The sequence below is a fragment of the Sphingomonas sp. CBMAI 2297 genome, from assembly GCF_029870595.1.
Lineage (GTDB): Bacteria > Pseudomonadota > Alphaproteobacteria > Sphingomonadales > Sphingomonadaceae > Sphingomonas.
Genome location: NZ_JAPDIR010000003.1, coordinates 50,075 through 69,989, shown reverse-complemented (window position 1 = coordinate 69,989; position 19,915 = coordinate 50,075). Strand labels below are relative to the sequence as shown.

The window sequence follows — 19,915 nt, the reverse complement described above, 5'->3', positions numbered from 1 at the left end:
CGGGATGACGGCCGGGCCGTCACATCTGCCCCTGCACCCGGGCCCCGCCCGGCAGCCCGACGAACGGCAGGATCGCCGCACCCTCCGGCGTCATCGCGATGTCGAGCGTGCCGTCCTCGGACAGTATCGCGGTCATCAGCGTCTTCAGCCGCTGGGCCGAGGGCGCCACGCGGATCGTCGTGCGGTCGCCGACATGCTCGGCCGTGATCAGCAGCGCCGGCACCGCCACCGGCCCGCCGCCATTCTTCGCGCGGCAGCTGCCCGGATCGGTGGTGACCTTGCCGTCGGCCATGCGCGTGCCGCCGCCCGAGGCGATCCGCCGCATCTCGATCTGCAGGGCCAGATTGCAGGTGAAGGGCAGGTTGGGCTGGAGCGCGCGGAACAGGCTCGCATCGGCCGAGCCGCTGACATGGTCGAGCACCGTCCGCCCGCCGAGATGCTGGAGCATCTGCCCGCCCAGATCGGTGTTCGGTCCGGTCGCCTTCCAGTCGGCGGCGAAGGCCAGGCTGGTGAGCGAGCGGAGCGGCGCCATGTGCCAGGCGAAGGTCGCGCCGCCGGCGATGCCGACCTCGCCGTTCCACACCGTGCCCGCCACGCCGGTGCGCCAGGCGGTGTTCCGGAAGACCAGGCTCGCCGGCATCGTCACGAGCAGCGCGAGCAGATACGCCCCTATGCCGATCAGGGCGAAGAGGATAATAGACCGCCGTGCCCCGCTTCCCTCTCCCAGAGTCGGCAATGGATCGACGGACCCTGCTGAAGTCGCTGCAATCAGGCCTGGTCGCGTCAGCGGCATCGGTCGTGCTTCCCTCGCAAGTGTTCGCGGCGGACAAGAAGGACAAGCGCCCGATCGCCCTGCTGCTGCCGCTCACGGGCCCGCGAGCGCGGCTGGGCCTTAGCATGCGCCAGGCCGCGTTGCTCGCGGAAAACAGCGCCTATGTGCAGAGCTTCGACACGGGCGGCACCGCGACCGGCGCCGCCGCTGCCGCCGCGCAGGCGCTCAAGCTCAAGCCCGCCTTGATCCTGGGCCCGCTTTCGGCCGAGGAAGTGCCGGCCGTCTCCGGTGCCGTTGCCGGCCGCGTGCCGGTGATCGCGTTCAGCAACGACAGCGTGCTGCGCGCGCCCGGCACCTGGATCTTCGGCATCACCGCCGGCCAGGTGACCACCGCGATCCTGCGCTACGCCCGCACCCGCGGCGTGAAGACCGTCACGATGATCGACGACGGCTCGCCCTGGAGCGCCGCCGCAGCGCTCGCCGCCGGCAAGAGCGAGGGGGAGCTCGGCATCACCGTCCATGTCCTCCAGGTGAAGCCCGGCCAGCCGCTCCCCGCGCCGGGCGAGGTGCCCGACGCCGTGCTGCTTCCCGGCAGCGGCGAGGCGGTGCTGGCCGCGGCGCGTGCGCTCAAGGACACCGGCGTCCAGCTGCTCGGCACCTTCCAGGCGCTCGACAACCGGCCCCAGGCGCTCGCGGCGCTGGACGGAGCCTGGTTCGCCAGCCCCGATCCGGGCGCCTTCGGCACCTTTGCCAGCGCCTTCCAGGCCCGCAACGGCGGCGAGCCGGGCACGATCGCCGCGCTCGCCTATGACGCGGCCGGCATCGCCAACACGCTGCGCGCCGACAACCGGCTGAGCGTGGAGGGGCTGATGAACGCCAAGGGCTTCCACGGCGTCACCGGCCCGGTCCGCTTCCGTACCGACGGCTCGGTCGCCCGCGACTTCGCGATCGTCGTCGCCGGCGAGACCGGCTATACGCCGGTGGCGTCGAGTTCGGGTTCCTGAGGCCGAAGTGCTTCGCCCGGTTCCCTGCCGCCAGAACGAAGGAGAAGCCGAACAGGGCTTCACGCTGATCGAGCTGATGATCTCGCTCGGCCTGTTCGCGCTGATCGCCGTGGCTGGCCTCGCGCTGGTCGACGGCATCATCAAGGTGCAGGGGCGCACCGAGAAACGGCTCGATCGCCTCGCCGATCTCCAGCGCGCGATGTTCGTGGTGTCGAGCGATATCGACCAGATCGCGTTCGGTCGCGTCTCGGGCGGCGGCGAGAAGCTGAACTTCACCCGCGCCGCGCCCGGCCTTGGCGGGCCGGCGGTGCCGCTGCAATATTCGGTGGCCAACGGCAATCTGGTGCGCGGATCGGGCGCGATGCTGCAGACCGTGGTCGGCGGCGTCGCCGATGTCCGCTGGCGCTTCTTCGACGGCGCCGCCTGGGCGGACCGTTGGCCGCTGCGCGACGAGGACAAGGACAAATGGCCGCGCGCCATCGCAATCGAGCTGCAGGCGATCGGGCCCGGCGGAACCCCCGGGGCGCTGCGCCGCGTGGTGACGCTGCCCGATCAGGCGGAGTATCCGAAGCAATGAAGCAGGCGCGCGAAGGCGAGGCGGGGATGATCCTCGTCAACGTGCTGATGTTCGTCGCGATCGCGTCTGGGCTTGTGCTATTGCTAATCAATCGCGAAGAATTGGCGCTCGATCGCGCGCTGCGCACCCGCGAGGCGGCGCGTGCGCTGGCGGTGGTGCGCGGCGGCGAGCTCTCCGCCGTGGTGGCGCTGCGCCGCGACATGGTCGTCGCCCCCAATGAGGACAATCTCACCGAGCCCTGGGCGCGACTGTCGGAGAGCGGCGCGCCGATCGAGGGTGGCAGTTTCGATCTCGCGATCGCGGATGCCGAGGGCCGCTTCAACCTGAATGCGCTGCGCGCGGGCGATGCCGGCGCGATCGTGCTGTTCCAGACGATCGCCAAGGATGTCGGGCTGTCGCAGGACGATGCGGTGAAGGCGATCACCTATGTCCGCCTCTACGGCCCGATCACCGATATCCGCCCGCTACGTCTGGCCGGCCTCGATCCGGAGGCGACCGCGCGGCTGGAGCGGCTGGTGACGGCCTTGCCCGGCACCACGACGATCAACCTCAATGCCGCCGATCCCGAGATGCTGCGCATCCTCTTCCGCGATCCGCTGGCGGCGCAGCGGCTGGCCGAGATCCGCAGGCGCAACGGCAAGCTCATGCTCAAGGACCTGAGCGACCTGAACCTTTCGCTGCCCTGGGGCACCAGCTTCCGCTCGGGCACCTTCTGGGTCCGCACCCGCGCGACGATCGGGAGCACCAGCCAGCAGGCCGCGGTGCTGATCCAGCGCGTGCAGCACCCCGACGGCAAGATCGCGGTGGGCGTGGTCGAGCGCTGGCGCGGGGCATCGGTGCCCCCCGAGGCGCCGGGTTTTCCTCCGGCGCGGTAAGGGCGGGTTGGTGCGGGGTCGCTTGAGAGTGGTTGCCGGTGAGTGGAAGGTGAACTGACAGCCTCCGGCATCGATCGCGGAAAGCTGACCTCGGCGAGGACGCTTGTCTCAGCCTCAGCATGTCCACGGTCGTTGGAAAAGGGCTTGGACGCGATTACAAGGCTTAATGCTTCATACTCGCAACCTCACAGGTATCGTCGAGGTCGATGGTCTAGAATATGAGTGGGCGCTGCAACGCGAGCCGCAGTGGTGCACAGTTCATGGCTGGCGCGGAATGACCGTTTCTTTGCGGCAATTGGATGGACAGCGCGAAGCGGTGCTGGAGTTCCCGATGCCAAAAGCGGGGAATGGATCGCCCCAGCGTAGACGTCCCCAGATCAACGATGCGACCGCAGCCAACGGCGTGCGTGCTGCCCTCGCGGCGGGATGGGAACCGACATCGCGCGGCAAGCCCGTCAACTTTGCGGTGGATGCTAACGGCAGCTAGCGGGAAACCGCGATTGCGGCGCGAATGACTGCCATTGGGTATTTGCCACCCGACTGCCTACGGCAGAACCCTTCGCTTCGGAGTGTCCGAGAATGGGTGGGAAGCTGCAATCAACACGGGCCGTGCCAAAACACTCCCGGGCTCGGTTCTGAGTAACAGCTTGCGAGCATGGGGAGGTCACGCTTATTGCGCGGAACGTTATATCCCCAGCCTCCATCAAAATATGCCTTGGTCCTAACGTCGACACCCCAATGATAAACTGTGATCATTTCGGGATGCAAACTGCGTAGGACAGGCGGCCAGTCATCTTGCGGTACTCGATAGACACCTCCGGCTGAGACCGGGTGCTGAGTCATCAGAGCTTGAGATTCGGTCCTGATCGCTTTTAGCTTTGCTGGATCAGGAACGGGCCGATTGCAGCCACCAACAAGAGACATGATCGCCAGCGCAACGCACGATATAAAGGCATATGCGGACCTGCTCATTGAGGGATTGAAGCACATCCTGGAAACGTCCGCCATTGGGGCGCAAGCTGACACCCGCGCCGGCAACGCGCCTCGCCGCCGTTGCGCAGCTTCACCGCGCCCGCTACCCTGAGCGCTCATCGATTGGATTTGCCTCTGCCTGCCATTGCCCAAGGCCCGGGAGCTCCTGTTCCCGCCTGAACCCGGATCCGCTTCGCCGCGCAGAGCGGCGGGCATTTTTGGCATGTGAGATCAAGAAATGTCAGACGACAAGTTCGCGCTGGTTGCTTGCGCGCGGGACGGGGCCATCGCGTCCCCCTGCGCGCGGACCAGCGAAATCGACCAGGCATGCGCGGCCACCGCAGCGCTGTACGACCGGCTGGGCTTCGATCCGCCCTGGATCGGATATGTTGCCGTGATGTGCGGCACGGCCGTCGGCGGCGGCGCCTTTGTCGGTACTCCCGCCGGTAATCGCGTCGAGATCGCCTATTTCACCCTGGCCGCGCACCAGCGCACGGGCGTGGCCACGCGCACTGCCCGGAAGCTGGTGGAGATCGCGCGGCATCACCGGCCCGGGATCGAGCTCTATGCGAAGACCATGCCGGAGGAGAATGCGTCGACGCGCATTCTCACCGGGCTCGGTTTCCGGAGGATCGGCACCGATATCGATCATGAGATCGGCGAAGCCTGGGCCTGGTTGCTCCGATGACCCAGGGGCCGGGGCACCGCCAGGTGCTCCGGCCAAGCCCGGGCTGGGGCGGATCGATATCCCGTTTCTCACCCTCCGGGGAGGAATGATCGAACTCTAAAGCACGATCCGGAACACCGCTCCGCCCCCGGGTGCGTCGCTGATCGCGATCGTGCCGCCATGCGCCACCACGATCTGCCGCGCGAGGTTGAGCCCCACGCCGGTGCCGGTCGCGCGCGTGGTGAAGAAGGGCAGGAACACGTCCTGGCGCAGCCCTTCGGGCACGCCGGGCCCATTGTCCTCCACTTCGATCACCAGCGCTTCGCGGTCGGGGAACAGCCGTAGCGCCAGCCGCGGCGGGCGATCCTGGCCGGCCATCGCCTGGGCGGCGTTCTGGAGCAGGTTGATCAGCACCTGGGCGAGCAGGTCGGGATCGGCGTCGATCGCCAGCCGGGCCGAGGCCACATGGATCTCGATCGGCACCTCCGGCTCGCGCGCGGCGAAGATGCGGCCCAGTTCCTCTGCCCAGGGCTGGGCGGCAAAGGCCTGGCGCTGGATTTCCGGCGTGTGCGCCACCGCGCGATAAGCCTCGATGAAATGGCCGAGCCCATGCGCGCGCCGGGCGAGCGTCGACACCGCCGCGCGAGCATCGCCGATCCGGGGATTGGCCACCAGATCGGGATCGTCGAGCAGGTCCGCCGCGGTGGCGGCCAGCGACGTCACCGGGGTCAGCGAATTGAGGATCTCATGCGTCAGCACGCGCACCAGGTCGGTCTGCGCCGCCATCTCGATCGCGTCGAGCGTACCCTGGATCGGCTGAACGGTCACGACCCGGATGCTGCGCCCGAGCCGCTCGAGCGTTCCCGAGCGGACCAGCGCGCGCTGCGTCCGCCCTTCGAATGCCAGCAGCAATATCTCCTCGGCCGCGCCTCCGCCCGTCAGCCGCTTGGCGAGCGTCGCGCCATAGACGGCATAATCCTCGGCCCGCGCGCCCGGCGCTTCCCGGAAGAGCCGCCGCGCCGCCTTGTTGGCGGGGGCGACCTGGCCGTCATCGTCGATGGTGAGCAGCGCCACCGGCATGTCGTCGACCAGCGCTTCCAGGAAGCGCATCTCGGCCGCCGCCGCCAGCTGGCGTGCCCGTAGCCGGTCCATCGCGTCGTCGAGCGCGGTGCCGAGCGCCTCGAACCCGGCGCCGCGATTGCCGCCGAAGCGCGCGGCGGTATCGTCGAAGCGCAGCGCCTCGACGAAGCGCGTGACATCGACATTGGTGCGCGTGACATGGCGCCACAGGCTAAGGATCGCGCCCGCGGCGAGCAGCAACGCGACGATCCGCGCCGCGCCCAGCCCCGGAGTGAAGAATGTCAGGGCAGTGGCGGTCAGCGCCCCGCCCAGCGCCGTGATCCAGGCGACCAGGCCGAGCGTGAAGCGCCGGTCAAAGCCCATGCTTCTCCATCCGGCGATAGAGCGCTGCGCGCGACAGGCCGAGCTCGGCGGCGGAGAGCGAGATGTTGTAACCGTGCTTCTTCAGCGCCTCCTCGACGATCCGGCGCTCCACGCGCTCCAGATTGAGGTCGTCGCTCGGCTGGTGCTGAGGCGGCGGGGGAACCACCGCGCTGGAGAAGCGCGGCATCGCGCGGACCAGCGCGAAATCCTCCGGCTCCAGCGCTTCCTCGCGCGCCAGGATCACCGCGCGCTCCAGGGCGTGACGCAGCGCGCGGACATTGCCCGGCCAGTCATGCTCGAGCAGCGCGATCCGCGCTGCGGGGCTCAGCACCGGCACCGGCCGTCCATAGCGCCTGGCATAATGCTGGAGATAATGGGTGATCAGCTGCGGCACGTCCTCGCGGCGCGCGCGCAGCGGGGGCAGGTCGATCTCCACCGTATTGAGGCGGAAAAGCAGGTCCTGGCGGAAATGGCTCTCGTCGCGCAGCTTCTCGGGCGGCAGGTTGGTCGCGGCGATCACGCGGATGTCGACCGGCACGGGTGCGTTCGCGCCCACCGGCGTCACCTGGCGCTGCTCGAGCACGGTGAGCAATTTGGGCTGGAGCCGCAGCGGCAGGTTGCCGATCTCGTCGAGGAACAGCGTGCCGCCATGCGCCGCCTGGATGCGGCCCACCCGGTCGGTGCGGGCATCGGTGAAGGCGCCCTTCACATGGCCGAACAGCTCGCTGTCGATCAGGTCCTCGCTGATCGCGCCGAGATCGACCGTCAGCATTCCCTGGTCCGCCCGGAGCGACTGGCGGTGCAGCTCGCGCGCCACCAGTTCCTTGCCGGTGCCGTTCTCGCCGAGCACCAGGACGTTCGCATCGGTCGGCGCCGCGCGCGCGATCAGCGAGTGGACGCGCGCCATGGCGGGCGATTCGCCGAGCAGGGGCGATGCTCCGGCCGCGGGGGCGGGCGCTGCCGCGGCCTTGCCGCCCGCAGCCCTGCGCGAGCGGCGGAGCGACGCGGCGGTCCGCACCGTCGCCAGCAATTTCTCGTTCGACCAGGGCTTGGAGACGAAATCGGTCGCCCCGCGCTTCATCGCCGAGACCGCCACCTGCACGCCGCCATGCGCGGTGATCATCACCACCACCATCTCGGGGTCGAGCGCCAGCAGCCTGTCGAGCCAGGCCAAACCCTCGGCCGCATCAGTGGCGCCGCGCGCGAAATTGGCGTCGAGCAGCACCACGTCGGGCGTGCGCGCCTGGATCAGCGGGAGCGCTTCCTCGGGCGCGCGCACCGCCTCGACGTCGCGGAACAGCCGCCGCAGGAGCAGCCGCGAGGCCATCAATATGTCCTCGTCGTCGTCGATCACGACGCAGAATTCGAATTCCGGATCGCTCATTCTGCCCGCTCCCGTACAGCTAGTGTGCGGAACCGGACAATCAATTTACGTGCCAAGCCCTGGTCCCCCTGGGCGCGCAATTGGCACGGGTCATGCTGACACTCCGATGAACGGCGCAGGTGCCGGAGGAGGAAATCGTGCAGCGCATCGGAGCGGGGAAGATCGGAGGAAGGGCGCTCGCGGCGCTCGTCGCGCTGGCGATTCTCCTCTGTGCCCTGCCGCATGGCCGCTTCGGGCTCGATCTCCAGGTCGATGCGAACGCCACCCATGCGGTGCTCGATCTCGGGCCGATTTCGTTTCGGATAGCGTTCGATTCCGGACGCGCCTGTCCGAAATCGAACAGTTGCGCGGGCGCGGCGTGATGCGCGGACACAGGGAAGGCCGGCTGGCACGGCTGTTGCTGGGAATGGGGGCATGACGATCTTGCGGATACAGAGGGAGAAGACGGACGGTCCGGTCTCGGGTAGCGGGATGGACCGGGTCGTCGAGAAGCGCGGGCTCTCTACCCGGGTGAAGATCGCACTGGGCGGTGCGGCGGTGCTGCTCGCCGCGCTCGGCTTCTGGTGGTTCGCTCCCTCGGGTGCGAGCCAGACGGTGGGCGCCGACCGGGTGACCATCTCCAGCGTCACGCGCGGCACCTTCGACGATTTCATGCCGCTGCGCGCCCGGGTCACGCCGCTCCTCACCGTCTATATCGACGCGGTGGAGGGCGGCCGGGTCGAGAAGATGCTGGTCGAGGACGGCGCCACCGTCGCCGCCGGCCAGCCGATCGCGCTGCTGTCCAACGCCGAGCTCCAGCTCTCCACGCTGGCGCGCCAGACCGAGGTGGAGCAGCAGATCAACAACATGCGCAGCCAGGAGCTGGCATTGGCGCAGACGCGCCTCACCAACGAACGCGCCGTGCTCGCGGCCGAGACTGTCCATGACAAGGCCCGCCGCCAATATGAGCGCGAGAAGCCGCTCGCCCAGCGCGGCTTCGTCTCGGGCAAGCAGTTCGCCGATACCGAGGCCGATTACGCGCTCAGCCAGCGCAACCTCGCAGCGCTCCGGCGCAGCCAGGCGACCGACGCGCGCCTTCAGGGCAGCCAGCTTTCGCAGCAGCAGGCGGCGGCCAAGTCGATGCAGTCGGGCCTGGCCATCGCCCGCGCCAATCTCGACGCGCTGCAACTGCGCGCGCCGGTGGCCGGCCAGCTCTCGGGCTTCTCGGTCCAGGTCGGCCAGTCGCTCGGCCGCGGCGAGCGTGTCGGCCAGATCGACAGCCCCGGCCGCAACAAGCTGATCGCCGGCGTCGACGAATTCTATCTCGGGCGCGTCCAGCTCGGCCAGCAGGCGGCGCTCGACTGGGGCGGCAAGCGCTATGCCGCCAAGGTCACCAAGATCTATCCGCAGGTGCAGAACGGCCAGTTCCAGGTCGACCTGCAGTTCACCGGCGGCGAGCCGCCCCAGCTCCAGCGCGGCCAGACGATGCAGGCGCGGCTCACCCTGGGCGATTCCGCGCCCGCTCTGCTGATCCCCAACGGCGCCTTCTACAACGATACCGGCGGCGCCTGGGTGTTCGTCGTCGCGCCCGGCGGCGGCTCGGCGGAGAAGCGCAACGTCCGCCTCGGCCGCCGCAACACCGATTTCGTCGAAGTGCTCGAAGGGCTCGAGCCCGGCGAGAAGGTGATCACCTCGCCCTATACCGGCCTTACCGACAAGACGCGCCTGGACCTGACCAAATGACCGAAAAGAAAGGGAATCCGATGCTGCAGATGCGCGAACTCTCCAAGGTCTACCGCACCGACACGGTGCAGACGACCGCTCTCGACGCGATCGACCTCGACATCGCCCCGGGCGAGTTCGTCGCGATCATGGGGCCTTCGGGCTGCGGCAAGTCGACCCTGCTGAACATGATCGGGATGCTCGATAGCCCGTCCTCGGGCAGCTATCTGTTCAACGGCCAGGAAGTCGCGGGGCTCGGCGAGAGCCGGCTCGCCGATGTCCGCAAGGAGAATATCGGCTTCATCTTCCAGAGCTTCAACCTGGTCGACGAGCTCAGCGTCCGCGACAATATCGAGCTGGCGCTGCTCTATCACAAGGTCCCCGCCGCCGAGCGCAAGCGCCGGGTGGAGGAAGTGATGGACCGCACCGGCATCGCCCACCGCGCCAAGCACCGGCCCAGCCAGCTCTCGGGCGGCCAGCAGCAGCGCGTCGCCGTCGCCCGCGCGCTCGTCGCCAGCCCGAAGCTGATCCTGGCCGACGAGCCGACCGGCAATCTCGACACTCAGCATGGCGAGGAAGTGATGCACATGCTGCAGACGCTGAACGCCGAAGGCTCGACCATCGTGATGGTCACGCACTCGCCGGCGCATGCCGATTATGCGGGCCGCATCGTCAGCATGCTCGACGGCCGCGTCCTCCAGGAACGCCGCCGCGCGGCCTGATCGTCAACTCCCTCTCCCCGCCACGGGGAGAGGAGAAGAAGGAAGAAGCCCATGTGGCGCAATTACCTGACGGTCGGCCTGCGCGCGCTCGCGAAGAACCGCACCTATGCCTTCATCAACCTGTTCGGCCTGGCGGTCGGGCTGGCGGCTTGCCTGCTGATCCTGCTCTACGTCCAGTATGAGCGCAGCTACGACCAGTGGCTGCCCGATGCGAACCGCACCTATCAGTTCCAAGTCTATTACCAGAGCAAGACCAACAGCGACAAATTCGACAATCAGGGCGCGCCCTATGTGACCAAGGCGGCGCTGCTCAAGGACTTCCCGCAGATCGAGAGCGCCACCTATACCGGCGGGCCGCAGCTCACCCTGCTCAAGGACGGGCAGGCGACCCAGGTCGAGGATGGCCGCCTGGTCGACAATGGCTTCCTCGACACGGTCTCGCTGCCGATGGCGCAGGGCGGCAGGAACGCGCTCTCGCGCCCCGGCACCGCGGCGGTGAGCGAGGCGGAGGCGGTGAAGATCTTCGGCACGACCAATATCATCGGCCGCACGATCACGCTGATCGTCGGCGGCAAGAAGGCAGATTACCGCATCACCGGCGTGTTCAGGGATCTGCCGAAGAACTCGCACATGGCCGTGCGGATGCTCGCCCGGGCCGACTTTCCCTCGCTCTTCGCCGAGAATAATGGCTTTCTCACCAGCTGGGGTTGGACCTCCGGCTATGTCTATGTGAAGCTGCGCCCGGGCACCGACGTCGCCGCGCTGAACAGCCAGATGGACGCCTGGAAGAAGCGCAACATCCCGGACGACACGTTCAACGGCCAGAAGCACAATCCCGGCGACGAGCGCACCTTCAAGCTGGTCTCCGCGCCGGACGTGCATCTTGGCCGTGCCACCAACTCCGGCATGACGCCGGGCAACGACACGCAGACCATCGCCACCTTCGCGGTGATCGCGCTGCTGATCCTCGCCATGGCCTGCATCAACTTCACCAACCTGGCGACTGCCCGGGCCAGCCAGCGGGCGCGCGAGGTCGCGCTGCGCAAGGTGCTGGGTGCCACGCGCCGCCAACTGATGATCCAGTTCGTCGGCGAATCCGTACTGCTCGCCACCATTGCGATGCTGCTCGCGCTGGCGGTGGTGGAGATCGTGCTGCCCTGGTTCGGCAGCTTCCTCGATGCCGATCTGAAGCTGCGCTATTTCGGCCATGACGGGCTGATCCTGCCGATGATCGGCCTGGTGCTGCTCGTCGGCGCGGCCGGCGGCCTCTATCCGGCCTTCTATCTGTCGCGCTTCCAGCCCGCGCGCGTGCTCAAGGCCAACAAGTCGGCGGCGGATGCCGAGGGTTCGGGGCGGCTGCGCAGCGCGCTGGTGGTGATCCAGTTCGCGGTGTCGATCGGCCTGATCATCTGCACCGCGGTGGTCTATGCGCAGAATGTCTATGCCCGTTCGCTCGACCCCGGATACAAGCGGGCCGGACTGATCCAGATGGAGGGTATCGGCTCCAGGGCGATCGGAGAGCAGGGGGACGCGCTCACCCGCGCGATCGCGCAGGTGCCCGGCGTCGAATCCGCCGGCCGCACCCAGATCGGCGTCGTCACCGGCCAGACCTCCACCACCTCGGTGGTGGTGCCCGGGCGGGACCAGCCGGTCGACATGGGCGTGTATGGTGTCGATGCCGGCTTCTTCCCCACCATGGGCATCCGCCCGGTCGCCGGCCGCCTGTTCGAGGAGAACCGCCCGGCGGACGACATGACGACGCCCCGCCCCGAGGATCCGGCGGCGGAGAAGGCGCTTGTGGCGCGCGGCGGCCATATCGTGATCAACGAAGCCGGCGTGAAGCGCATGGGCTTCAAGAGCGCGCAGGACGCGATCGGCAAGACCATCCGTTACGGGGTGAAGGACGAATATGGGGGGATGATGAACCTCACCATCATCGGCGTGATCGGCGATGTGCGCTTCCGCACCGTGCGCACCGCGGTCGAGCCGACCATGTTCCTGCTCGACAGGCACAGCGTCGGCTGGCTGCTGGCGCGCTTCCACGGCGATCCGCGTCCGGTGCGCGACGGAATCGAGCGGGTGTGGCGTCGCTATGCGCCCGATGTCTCGTTCGACTCGATCCTCGCCGACGAAGTGATTGCCCGCGCCTATCAGCGGCTCGATGCGCGGGCGCAGATGTTCGGGTTGTTCGCCGTTCTCGCGGTGGTGATCGGCTGTCTCGGCCTGTTCGGCCTCGCCGCCTTCACGGCGGAGCGGCGGACCAAGGAGATCGGCATCCGCAAGGTGCTGGGCGCGCGCACGATCGACATCGCGCGGCTGCTCGTCTGGCAGTTCACGCGCCCGGTGGTGATCGCCAACATCATCGCCTGGCCGGTGGCCTGGTGGCTGATGCGCGAGTTCCTCAACGGGTATGACGCACGCATTGCGCTCACGCCGGTGCCGTTCATCGGTGCGAGCCTGCTCGCGCTGGCGATCGCGGTGCTCACCATCGGCGCCCATGCCTTCCGCGTGGCGCGCACCAATCCGGTTCATGCCCTGCGCTACGAGTAGGCGCGTCAGTTCAGGGACATGGGGAGCGGGCGAGGGGTGATCCCTCGCCCGCTTTTCGTTGGAATTCCTCCCCGAACCTGTCTTGGCGAAGGGGCAGACAGCAAAGCGGCGGCAGCCCGGCCGCGGATCTCACGCGAAGGCATCGCTCCGCCCCTTGATCCCGGCCCGTGCACATCGCTACCGTCATTTGCCGACGATGCGCTTATCGATGCCGAGGCGCCCGGCACTTCCTTGTCTGGCCGGCAAGGGGTCATGGAATGACGTTTGCTTCTATTTCTATGGTTGTGGCAGATACGCCGGGGCATGAAGCTGGACAGAAGCCGTTTCCATTGGCCATCGTGGAAAGTATTTTCGAGTACTAGTGAAATTAATAATTCTATGTCGATACATGGATTGAGGGCGGCATGAATTTTACGGCTGTAATAGCTTTGGTTGGCCTGATGGAGGTCGAATCTTCTGCCAATCCCGAAGATGCGTGGGTCCTTGATGGCACGCGGTTGTGCGCATTCGACGCGAATATTGGTGGCTCGCCGAATCGGTGTACGCAATACCATCAGGTTATCGCGCGCAAACTCAAGGACGGGAAAGTCTGGAAAGAATATCGATGGATGTGGAAGGATGGCAAGTCCGAAGTGCAATATACGAGTCGGATAGGGTCTTTGGGTGTTAGCCAGTTTACGATCGGCGAAGTAGCATATCGGAATGCGGGAGATTCCAAATTCACAAAGAGTCAGGCTGTATCCTACTCGGCAAGCCGCGAAGAGCTTGTCATCGGGATACCGGGCGATGATTATCGATTCACGATGAAGGGCGCCGTCTGACCCGGTTTCACGCCCGCTAGCGCTAACAGCAGAACCCGCTATCCTCGCCCCGATACCAAAATCGGGAGGGGACATGATTCGTATCGCAAGGATCGCGCTGTTCGCAGCTGCAGTGATGACACCGGTGGCATATGCGGGCGTCGAAGTGATCGGCCATATGAGCCCGGCCGAACCGGTCACCGATGCCCGCATCTCCGCGCTTCCCGGGGCCGAGCGCGCTGCCTGGACCGCCTATCTCGCCCGCTCGCATGCGCTGATGGCGGCGGACAAGGCCGCGCTCGCCGCCGAGCGGCAGGGCCTGGCCGAGATCCCGCCGGCGCCGCCCAGCGGCAAGTCCGGCGGCAGCGGCATGCCCGCCGATCGCGCCGCGGCCTTCTATGCCACGCCCGAGGCGCGCCGGGTCGCCGACAATATCGTCAGCTTCCAGACGCCCGCCGGCGGCTGGGGCAAGAATGTCGATCGCGACGGCCCGGTCCGCGTGAAGGGCCAGCATTATGTCCCCATCGAGCATCTGCCCGCCAATGCCCGCACCGGCGACGACGAGGCGTGGAGCTATGTCGGCACGATCGACAACAACGCCACCACTTCGGAATTGCGCTTCCTGGCGCGGGTCCAGGCGATCGCGCCGGGCGGGGCGGGCGAGGGCTATCGCGCGGCTTTCCTCAAGGGCGTGCGCTATCTGCTGGACGCGCAATTCCCCAATGGCGGCTGGCCGCAAATCTATCCGCTCCAGGGCGGCTACCACGATGCGCTGACCTTCAACGACGATGCGCTCTCCTCGGTGGTGACGGTGCTCGCGGACGTCGCCCGCCGCCGGGACGATTACGCCTTCGTGCCCGAAGCGCTGGCGGCGCAGGCGAAGGCGGCCTGCAACCGCGCGATCGCGCTGATCCTGCGGACCCAGGTGATCGTGGACGGCAAGCGGACGATCTGGGGCCAGCAGCACGACGCGCTCACCCTCGCCCCGGCGGGGGCCCGGAACTTCGAACCCGCCGCCCTGTCCTCCGACGAGAGTGCGGACCTGCTCCTCCTCCTGATGCGACAGGCGGATCCTTCGCCGTCGGTCGACGCCGCGGTGCGCGACGGCATCGCCTGGCTCGAGGCGCATGCCGTCCACGGCGTCGCCTTCGAGAAGGGACCGGACGGCCGCAAGCTGGTCGACCGGCCGGGTGCCGGCCCGATCTGGTCGCGCTATTACGACATCCGGACCGGCAAGCCGATCTTCGGCGACCGCGACCGCTCGATCCACACCGACGTCAACGAACTCAGCGTCGAGCGGCGCAACGGCTATAGCTGGTACAATGCCGGCCCCGCCAAGGCGCTGGCGGCATATGCGAAATGGACGGGGCGGAAGTAACCCAATTCCGCCTCCATCCGTCATCCCGGCGAAAGCCGGAATGGCGGATGGGGGCCGGGGGGCGACCATGGGAAGCGGCCGCCCTGCGCATCAATGTTTACAAACGCTCCCGAGGCCGGACGTGTCCGGTTCAGCTAGCCGCTTCCAGTGCCTCGCTGGCTTCGAGCCACGCCGCCTCGGCCGCCTCCAGCCGCGCTTCCACCTCGCCGCGCCGCTTCATCAGCTCGCCCATCGAAAGGGGCTTGAGCGCCGGCGAGGCGATGCCGGCGAGCGCGCCGTCCACTTCGGCCAGCGCGCGCTGGGCCTTGGCGATCTCGCCCTCGGCGTCCTTCACCGCCTTGCGCAGGCCCGCCGAGGCTTCGCGCGCCTGGGCGGCGGCGCGGCGCTCCTCCTTCTTGTCCACCGGCGCGGCGGCGGGGGCAGGGGCGGGGGCCGGCTCCTTGCCGGAGACGACGAAGGCGGCATATTCCTCGATCGTCCCGTCGAACTCACGGGCGGTGCCGCCATCGACGAGGAGCAGCCGGTCGGCGACCAGCTCGAGCATGTGCCGGTCGTGGCTGACCAGCACCACCGCGCCCTTGAACTCGGCCAGCGCCTGGACGAGCGCCTCGCGGGTATCGACGTCGAGGTGGTTGGTCGGCTCGTCGAGGATCAGCAGATGCGGCGCATTATGCGTCACCAGCGCCAGCGCCAGCCGCGCCCGCTCGCCGCCCGAAAGCTTGCCCACCTTGGTCAGCGCCTTGTCGCCCGAGAAGCCGAACCGGCCCAGCTGCGAGCGCACCTGCACCGGCGTCGCGCCCTTCATCACCCGGCCCATCGTCTCGACCGGCGTGGCGTCGGGATCGAGCTCCTCGACCTGATACTGGGTGAAATAGCCGACCGTCAGCTTGGTGGCGGTGGTCATCTCGCCTTCCATCACCGGCAGCTCCCCGGCGATCATCCGGGCGAGGGTGGTCTTGCCGTTGCCGTTGCGGCCGAGCAGCGCGATCCGGTCGTCGGGGTCGAGGCGAAGGCCCAGGCGCGAGAGGATCGGCTTGCCGGGCTCATAGCCCACCGCGACATGGTCGAGCGTCAGCAGCGGCGGGCGCAAGCCCACCGGATTGGGGAAGTCGAAGCGCATGCTCGGATCCTCGGCCACCGCGGCGATCGGCTGCATCCGCTCCAGCGCCTTGACCCGGCTCTGCGCCTGCTTGGCCTTGCTCGCCTTGGCCCGCCAGCGATCGACGAACGCCTGGAGCTTCTCGCGCTCGGCAACCTGCTTCTCGCGCGCCGCCGCCTGCTGGGCCAGCCGCTCGGCCCGCTGTCGCTCGAACGCGTCATATCCGCCGGGATAGAGCGTGGTCTGGCCGCGATCGAGGTGGAGGATATGGTCCGCCACATTATTGAGCAGGTCGCGTTCATGGCTGATCAGCAGGATCGTGCCGCGATAGGCGCGCAGGAATCCCTCGAGCCACATCACCGCTTCCAGGTCGAGGTGGTTGCTGGGCTCGTCGAGCAGCAGGATGTCCGGGTTGAGGAAGAGGAGCGAGGCCAGCGCCACGCGCATCCGCCAGCCGCCCGAGAAGCTGTCCATCGGCCGCGCCTGCATCGCCTCGTCGAAGCCCAGGCCCTTCAGGATGCGCCCGGCGCGGGCCGGGGCCTCATAGGCGTCGATCTGGTCGAGCCGCTCATAGATATGGCCGAGCCGGTCGGGATCGGTCTGCGTCTCCGCTTCCAGCAGCAGCGCGGCGCGCTCGACATCGGCTTCCAGCACCGTGTCGAACGCGCTGGTCTGGCCGCCGGGCGCGTCCTGGCGGAGATAGCCGAAGCGGGCGTTGCGCGGGATCTCGACCGAGCCGGTGTCGGTCTCGATCATCCCGGCGATCGCCTTCATCAGCGTCGATTTGCCGGCGCCGTTGCGCCCGATGAAGCCGACTCGGGCACGCGGCGGGATCGCGGCGGAAGCGCCCTCGATGATTGCCCGGCCGCCGAGCCGGATGGTGATGTCGCGGAAGGAAAGCATGGGCGGCGCCTAGCAGCACTCGGCCGCTTGCCCAAGCCATGTCTCAGCGCGTCCTGAACGCCTCGTAGCGCGCCCGGTCATAGGCCATGAACCGTGTCGCGCCATCGGCCTCGCTCCAGCCGGCGGCAAGCGCGACGGCGATCGCGCCGCCCTCCGTGCCGAGCAATGCGGCCTGGATCTTCGCGCAGGGCGTCGCCGGCCCCTCGTGGCACACGACCGGGCCGGGCGGGAGCGGGGCGGAGCGCCAGATCGGGCGCAGGGTGGCGGCCTTTGCCGGGTCGCTTGCCTGCAGCTTGCGCCAGGGATCCTCCGTCAGCGCGGCGACATCGGCGCGGCCCTCGATCAGGTCGGCCAGCGCCGCCTCATGCGTGCCCGCCAGCCGGCGCGCGGCGAAGGCCGATGGGGCGCTGCCCGCCGAACGCAGCGCTTCGGCCTGCACGAGCCCGCCCGAGGTCGATCCCGGCAGCACTTCGCTGTAGCGCAGGCCGGAAGCCCGTTTGCCCAGCGCATCGAGCGTGTCGATGCCGGTCTCGCGCCGCACCAGCAATATGCCGCGATAGCGGTCCAGTACCGGCGGCGGCGTGTCGAGCACGGCGACGGCCCGCAGGTTCGGGCAGTCCCGCACCTCGACGAACGCGCCGAGATTGGTCATCGCCACGTCCACCTCGCCCTTGCACAGCGCTTCGGCCAGCGCTGTCGGCGTCGGCAGCAGCACGATTTCCGCCGGCCGCCCGGCGATCCTGCCGACCAGTGCCGCGATCGGCCCCAGCGCGACCCGGCGATCATAGCGCGGATAGCTATAGGTGCCCACGCGCAGCGGGGCCGCCTGCGCGGGCACGGCGAGCGAGAGCAGAAGAGGCAGCAGCATGGGGAAACAACTCCTCGCGCGGTTTGGCCGAACAAGGGGCAGGATAGACGACTCGCCTATTCTGGCAAACCGAGTCAATTACGTAATCCTACGCATGCCGTGGAGAGGCTGGCGCACCCATATCCGTTGCGATCGAGTCAATGACGGAGATCGTTATGCGCAAGAATCTGTTCTGTTCTGCCTTGGCGCTTGCCTGTGCGGGCGCAGGTTTGACGCTCGGCGTGTCGCCGGCGATGGCGCAGGCCCATCATCAGGGAGGCGGGCGGCAAATGTCCGCGCCCGAAATGGAGCGCCCGCCCATGGCCTATCCGCGCTTCGAACGCCCCCAGGGCACGCAGACGCGCCCGAACCAGCTCGATCGGCCTTATTACAACCACAACTTCAATGCCGATCGCACCTATCATATCGGGCCATATCATCCGCCCCGGGGCTTCCAATATCGCCGCTGGGCCTATGGCGATATCCTGCCCGGCATCTTCTGGGCGCAGGACTATTGGCTGACGGACTATTGGCTGTTCGGCCTCGACGTTCCGCCGGTCGGCTATGAATGGGTGCGCTATGGGCCCGATGCGCTTCTGGTCAACATAACGACCGGAGAGGTCATCCAGGTCGTCTACGGGCGCTTCTTCTGAAGGTCGCGATCCCCCGGCGCCAGCGTCGGGGGGCGTCGCGCGTCAAGGCGATCCGCGAGAATATCTCGCTCCCCCGGAAAGGGGTAGGATCGATGATTTGCATGAGGATGAAATGGTCGGGGAAAGAGGATTCGAACCTCCGGCCCCTGCGTCCCGAACACAGTGCTCTACCAGGCTGAGCTATTCCCCGACCGGCGCCTTCGGGGCGAACCCCGACTGCGAGGGGGCGCCTATAACCACGCTGCGGGACACGCGCAAGCCACTGAATCAGCTTTTCCGCGCGCCCAGCATCGCATCGACCGAAACGAACTTCTCGCGCGGGGCGCCGATGCGGGCGGCGGCGATCTCGGCGGCGTCGATCTTCTGCCAGTCGCGGAAGGTGACCAGCTCCACCCCGCGTCCTTCCAGCAGCGCGTCGAGCCCCGGCCGGCCGGCCTTGCCCGAGCCGTCCCCGACATCCTCGGCGATCTTCTCGGCGATGGCGAAGCCGTCGGGCCGGTTGGTGCCGATCGTCCCGGTCGGCCCGCGCCGCGCCCAGCCCACCGCGTAGAGGCCGGGAAGCACCCGCCCGTCGAGATTGGCGAATCGCCCCGCCTTGTCGTCATAGGGCACGCCGTCGATCGGCGGCGTGCGATAGCCGATGCAGCTCACCACCAGACCGGCGGGCACGGCATAGGTCTCGCCCGTGCCATGGGCGTTGCCGTCCAGGCCCAGCGCGGTGCGCTCGACGATGACGCGCTCGACCTTGCCATCGCCTTCGATCGCCACCGGCATGGCGAAGAAGTCGAAGACGATGCGGATCGGCTTGTCGGGCATGCCCTGGGCGAAGCGGCGCAGGTGCCCGACCGACTTGCGCTGGCCGGGATCGAGCACGGTATCGTCCTCCGCCGGCGGCAGGTCCGCGGGGGAGACCACCGGCACGGCGCGCTGCAGCTCGCCCAGCTCGCCCAGCTCCTTGGGAGTCATCGCGATCTGGTGGGGGCCGCGGCGGCCGAGGATGGTGATGGTGTCGATATGGCCGCCCCGCAGTGCGCCCAGCGCATGGGTGACGATGTCCGACCCTTCGAACTCGTTCTGCGTCTTGGCCAGCACCCGGGCGACGTCGAGCGCGACGTTGCCGTTGCCGATCACCACCGCCGGCCCGTCCAGCGGCGGATCGAGATCGGCGAAGTCGGGATGGCCGTTGTACCAGCCGACGAACGCCGCCGAGCCGACCACGCCGGGCAGGTCGGCGCCGGGGATGTCCAGCTTGCGGTCGTGCGGCGCGCCGGTGGCGAGCACCACGGCGTCGTAAAGCGTGCGCAGCTCGTCGATCGACACATCCCGGCCCAGCGTGACGTTGCCGACGAAGCGGACATTGTCGGTCAGCGCCACCGCCTCGTAGCGGCGCGAGACGCCCTTGATCGACTGGTGATCGGGGGCGACGCCGGTGCGGATCAGCCCGAAGGGCACGGGAAGCCGGTCGATGATGTCGACCCGGACCTGATCGCCGAACACCTTCTGGCAGGCTTCGGCCGTATAATAGCCCGCCGGCCCGGAACCGATCACCGCGACGTGACGCATGGGCA

At 68.1% G+C, this 19,915-nt stretch carries 18 protein-coding genes and 1 tRNA gene; 12 read left to right on the top strand and 7 right to left on the bottom strand.

Annotated elements, in window-relative coordinates; translation table 11 throughout:
• Nucleotides 1–19 precede the first annotated feature (19 nt).
• Nucleotides 20–736, bottom strand: a complete 717-nt coding sequence (gene gspN, locus OMP43_RS05380) for a type II secretion system protein N (protein ID WP_280278704.1) — start codon at nucleotides 734–736, stop codon at nucleotides 20–22.
• Here gspN and OMP43_RS05375 point away from each other — a divergent pair.
• From OMP43_RS05375 to OMP43_RS05355, 5 genes are all read left to right on the top strand, one after another.
• Nucleotides 736–1,776 (top strand): penicillin-binding protein activator, encoded by a 1,041-nt coding sequence (locus tag OMP43_RS05375; RefSeq protein ID WP_280278703.1) that lies wholly within the window; start codon nucleotides 736–738, stop codon nucleotides 1,774–1,776. The two genes, gspN and OMP43_RS05375, sit on opposite strands and share 1 nt — an antisense overlap.
• A gap of 7 nt (nucleotides 1,777–1,783) precedes the next feature.
• Entirely contained in the window at nucleotides 1,784–2,353 is a 570-nt protein-coding gene (locus OMP43_RS05370) for a type II secretion system protein GspJ (RefSeq protein WP_280278702.1), read from the top strand.
• Nucleotides 2,350–3,228, top strand: coding sequence for a type II secretion system protein GspK (locus OMP43_RS05365; RefSeq protein ID WP_280278701.1), 879 nt, complete (start codon nucleotides 2,350–2,352; stop codon nucleotides 3,226–3,228). Before OMP43_RS05370 ends, OMP43_RS05365 begins: the two co-directional genes overlap by 4 nt.
• A gap of 166 nt (nucleotides 3,229–3,394) precedes the next feature.
• The gene (locus OMP43_RS05360) at nucleotides 3,395–3,715 is read left to right on the top strand and encodes a hypothetical protein (RefSeq protein ID WP_280278700.1); all 321 of its coding nucleotides are present in this window, start codon (nucleotides 3,395–3,397) and stop codon (nucleotides 3,713–3,715) included.
• 723 nt (nucleotides 3,716–4,438) lie between these two features.
• Nucleotides 4,439–4,888: a GNAT family protein gene (locus OMP43_RS05355; protein WP_280278699.1), complete on the top strand. Its 450-nt coding sequence runs from the start codon at nucleotides 4,439–4,441 to the stop codon at nucleotides 4,886–4,888.
• 96 nt (nucleotides 4,889–4,984) lie between these two features.
• Here the strand turns inward: OMP43_RS05355 and OMP43_RS05350 are convergent, their stop codons facing one another.
• Both OMP43_RS05350 and OMP43_RS05345 read right to left on the bottom strand, forming a co-directional pair.
• On the bottom strand, nucleotides 4,985–6,310 hold the full coding sequence (locus OMP43_RS05350) for an ATP-binding protein (RefSeq protein WP_280278698.1): 1,326 nt from the start codon (nucleotides 6,308–6,310) through the stop codon (nucleotides 4,985–4,987).
• A complete protein-coding gene (locus tag OMP43_RS05345) occupies nucleotides 6,300–7,694 on the bottom strand; it encodes a sigma-54 dependent transcriptional regulator (protein WP_280278697.1) in 1,395 nt (464 codons plus the stop codon). Before OMP43_RS05345 ends, OMP43_RS05350 begins: the two co-directional genes overlap by 11 nt.
• Nucleotides 7,695–7,831: 137 nt before the next feature.
• Here OMP43_RS05345 and OMP43_RS05340 point away from each other — a divergent pair, with 137 nt between their 5' ends.
• From OMP43_RS05340 to pelA, 6 genes are all read left to right on the top strand, one after another.
• A complete protein-coding gene (locus OMP43_RS05340) occupies nucleotides 7,832–8,056 on the top strand; it encodes a hypothetical protein (RefSeq protein ID WP_280278696.1) in 225 nt (74 codons plus the stop codon).
• Nucleotides 8,057–8,108: 52 nt separating this feature from the next.
• Nucleotides 8,109–9,416: an efflux RND transporter periplasmic adaptor subunit gene (locus tag OMP43_RS05335; protein WP_280278695.1), complete on the top strand. Its 1,308-nt coding sequence runs from the start codon at nucleotides 8,109–8,111 to the stop codon at nucleotides 9,414–9,416.
• A complete protein-coding gene (locus tag OMP43_RS05330; protein ID WP_280278694.1) occupies nucleotides 9,413–10,117 on the top strand; it encodes an ABC transporter ATP-binding protein in 705 nt (234 codons plus the stop codon). Before OMP43_RS05335 ends, OMP43_RS05330 begins: the two co-directional genes overlap by 4 nt.
• 51 nt (nucleotides 10,118–10,168) lie before the next feature.
• Nucleotides 10,169–12,667 carry an FtsX-like permease family protein gene (locus OMP43_RS05325; protein ID WP_280278693.1) on the top strand — a complete coding sequence of 833 codons (2,499 nt, stop codon included), beginning with the start codon at nucleotides 10,169–10,171 and terminating at the stop codon, nucleotides 12,665–12,667.
• Between the two features lie 404 nt (nucleotides 12,668–13,071).
• Nucleotides 13,072–13,488, top strand: a complete 417-nt coding sequence (locus tag OMP43_RS05320; RefSeq protein ID WP_280278692.1) for a hypothetical protein — start codon at nucleotides 13,072–13,074, stop codon at nucleotides 13,486–13,488.
• 73 nt (nucleotides 13,489–13,561) lie between these two features.
• Entirely contained in the window at nucleotides 13,562–14,845 is a 1,284-nt protein-coding gene (gene pelA / locus OMP43_RS05315) for a pectate lyase (RefSeq protein WP_280278691.1), read from the top strand.
• Between the two features lie 130 nt (nucleotides 14,846–14,975).
• Here the strand turns inward: pelA and OMP43_RS05310 are convergent, their stop codons facing one another.
• Nucleotides 14,976–16,847 carry an ABC-F family ATP-binding cassette domain-containing protein gene (locus OMP43_RS05310; RefSeq protein ID WP_280278690.1) on the bottom strand — a complete coding sequence of 624 codons (1,872 nt, stop codon included), beginning with the start codon at nucleotides 16,845–16,847 and terminating at the stop codon, nucleotides 14,976–14,978.
• A 43-nt stretch (nucleotides 16,848–16,890) separates the two neighbouring features.
• Entirely contained in the window at nucleotides 16,891–17,715 is an 825-nt protein-coding gene (locus OMP43_RS05305) for a PhnD/SsuA/transferrin family substrate-binding protein (RefSeq protein WP_280278689.1), read from the bottom strand.
• A 269-nt stretch (nucleotides 17,716–17,984) separates the two neighbouring features.
• On the opposite strand from OMP43_RS05305, the gene OMP43_RS05300 reads away from it, so the two are divergent.
• The gene (locus OMP43_RS05300) at nucleotides 17,985–18,347 is read left to right on the top strand and encodes an RcnB family protein (RefSeq protein WP_280278688.1); all 363 of its coding nucleotides are present in this window, start codon (nucleotides 17,985–17,987) and stop codon (nucleotides 18,345–18,347) included.
• Nucleotides 18,348–18,460: 113 nt separating this feature from the next.
• Here OMP43_RS05300 and OMP43_RS05295 read toward each other — a convergent pair.
• A tRNA-Pro gene (locus tag OMP43_RS05295) sits at nucleotides 18,461–18,537 on the bottom strand.
• A gap of 77 nt (nucleotides 18,538–18,614) precedes the next feature.
• A complete protein-coding gene (locus OMP43_RS05290) occupies nucleotides 18,615–19,910 on the bottom strand; it encodes an FAD-dependent oxidoreductase (protein WP_280278687.1) in 1,296 nt (431 codons plus the stop codon).
• Nucleotides 19,911–19,915 lie beyond the last annotated feature (5 nt).

What these genes read in the sequence shown, in the direction of transcription:
- OMP43_RS05375 (WP_280278703.1), top strand. Translation starts at nt 736, where the DNA reads ATGGATCGACGGACCCTGCTGAAGTCGCTGCAATCAGGCCTGGTCGCG.
- OMP43_RS05365 (WP_280278701.1), top strand. Translation starts at nt 2,350, where the DNA reads ATGAAGCAGGCGCGCGAAGGCGAGGCGGGGATGATCCTCGTCAACGTG.
- OMP43_RS05360 (WP_280278700.1), top strand. Translation starts at nt 3,395, where the DNA reads ATGCTTCATACTCGCAACCTCACAGGTATCGTCGAGGTCGATGGTCTA.
- OMP43_RS05355 (WP_280278699.1), top strand. Translation starts at nt 4,439, where the DNA reads ATGTCAGACGACAAGTTCGCGCTGGTTGCTTGCGCGCGGGACGGGGCC.
- OMP43_RS05350 (WP_280278698.1), bottom strand. Translation starts at nt 6,310, where the DNA reads ATGGGCTTTGACCGGCGCTTCACGCTCGGCCTGGTCGCCTGGATCACG.
- OMP43_RS05345 (WP_280278697.1), bottom strand. Translation starts at nt 7,694, where the DNA reads ATGAGCGATCCGGAATTCGAATTCTGCGTCGTGATCGACGACGACGAG.
- OMP43_RS05335 (WP_280278695.1), top strand. Translation starts at nt 8,109, where the DNA reads ATGACGATCTTGCGGATACAGAGGGAGAAGACGGACGGTCCGGTCTCG.
- OMP43_RS05330 (WP_280278694.1), top strand. Translation starts at nt 9,413, where the DNA reads ATGACCGAAAAGAAAGGGAATCCGATGCTGCAGATGCGCGAACTCTCC.
- OMP43_RS05325 (WP_280278693.1), top strand. Translation starts at nt 10,169, where the DNA reads ATGTGGCGCAATTACCTGACGGTCGGCCTGCGCGCGCTCGCGAAGAAC.
- OMP43_RS05320 (WP_280278692.1), top strand. Translation starts at nt 13,072, where the DNA reads ATGAATTTTACGGCTGTAATAGCTTTGGTTGGCCTGATGGAGGTCGAA.
- pelA (WP_280278691.1), top strand. Translation starts at nt 13,562, where the DNA reads ATGATTCGTATCGCAAGGATCGCGCTGTTCGCAGCTGCAGTGATGACA.
- OMP43_RS05310 (WP_280278690.1), bottom strand. Translation starts at nt 16,847, where the DNA reads ATGCTTTCCTTCCGCGACATCACCATCCGGCTCGGCGGCCGGGCAATC.
- OMP43_RS05305 (WP_280278689.1), bottom strand. Translation starts at nt 17,715, where the DNA reads ATGCTGCTGCCTCTTCTGCTCTCGCTCGCCGTGCCCGCGCAGGCGGCC.
- OMP43_RS05300 (WP_280278688.1), top strand. Translation starts at nt 17,985, where the DNA reads ATGTCCGCGCCCGAAATGGAGCGCCCGCCCATGGCCTATCCGCGCTTC.
- OMP43_RS05290 (WP_280278687.1), bottom strand. Translation starts at nt 19,910, where the DNA reads ATGCGTCACGTCGCGGTGATCGGTTCCGGGCCGGCGGGCTATTATACG.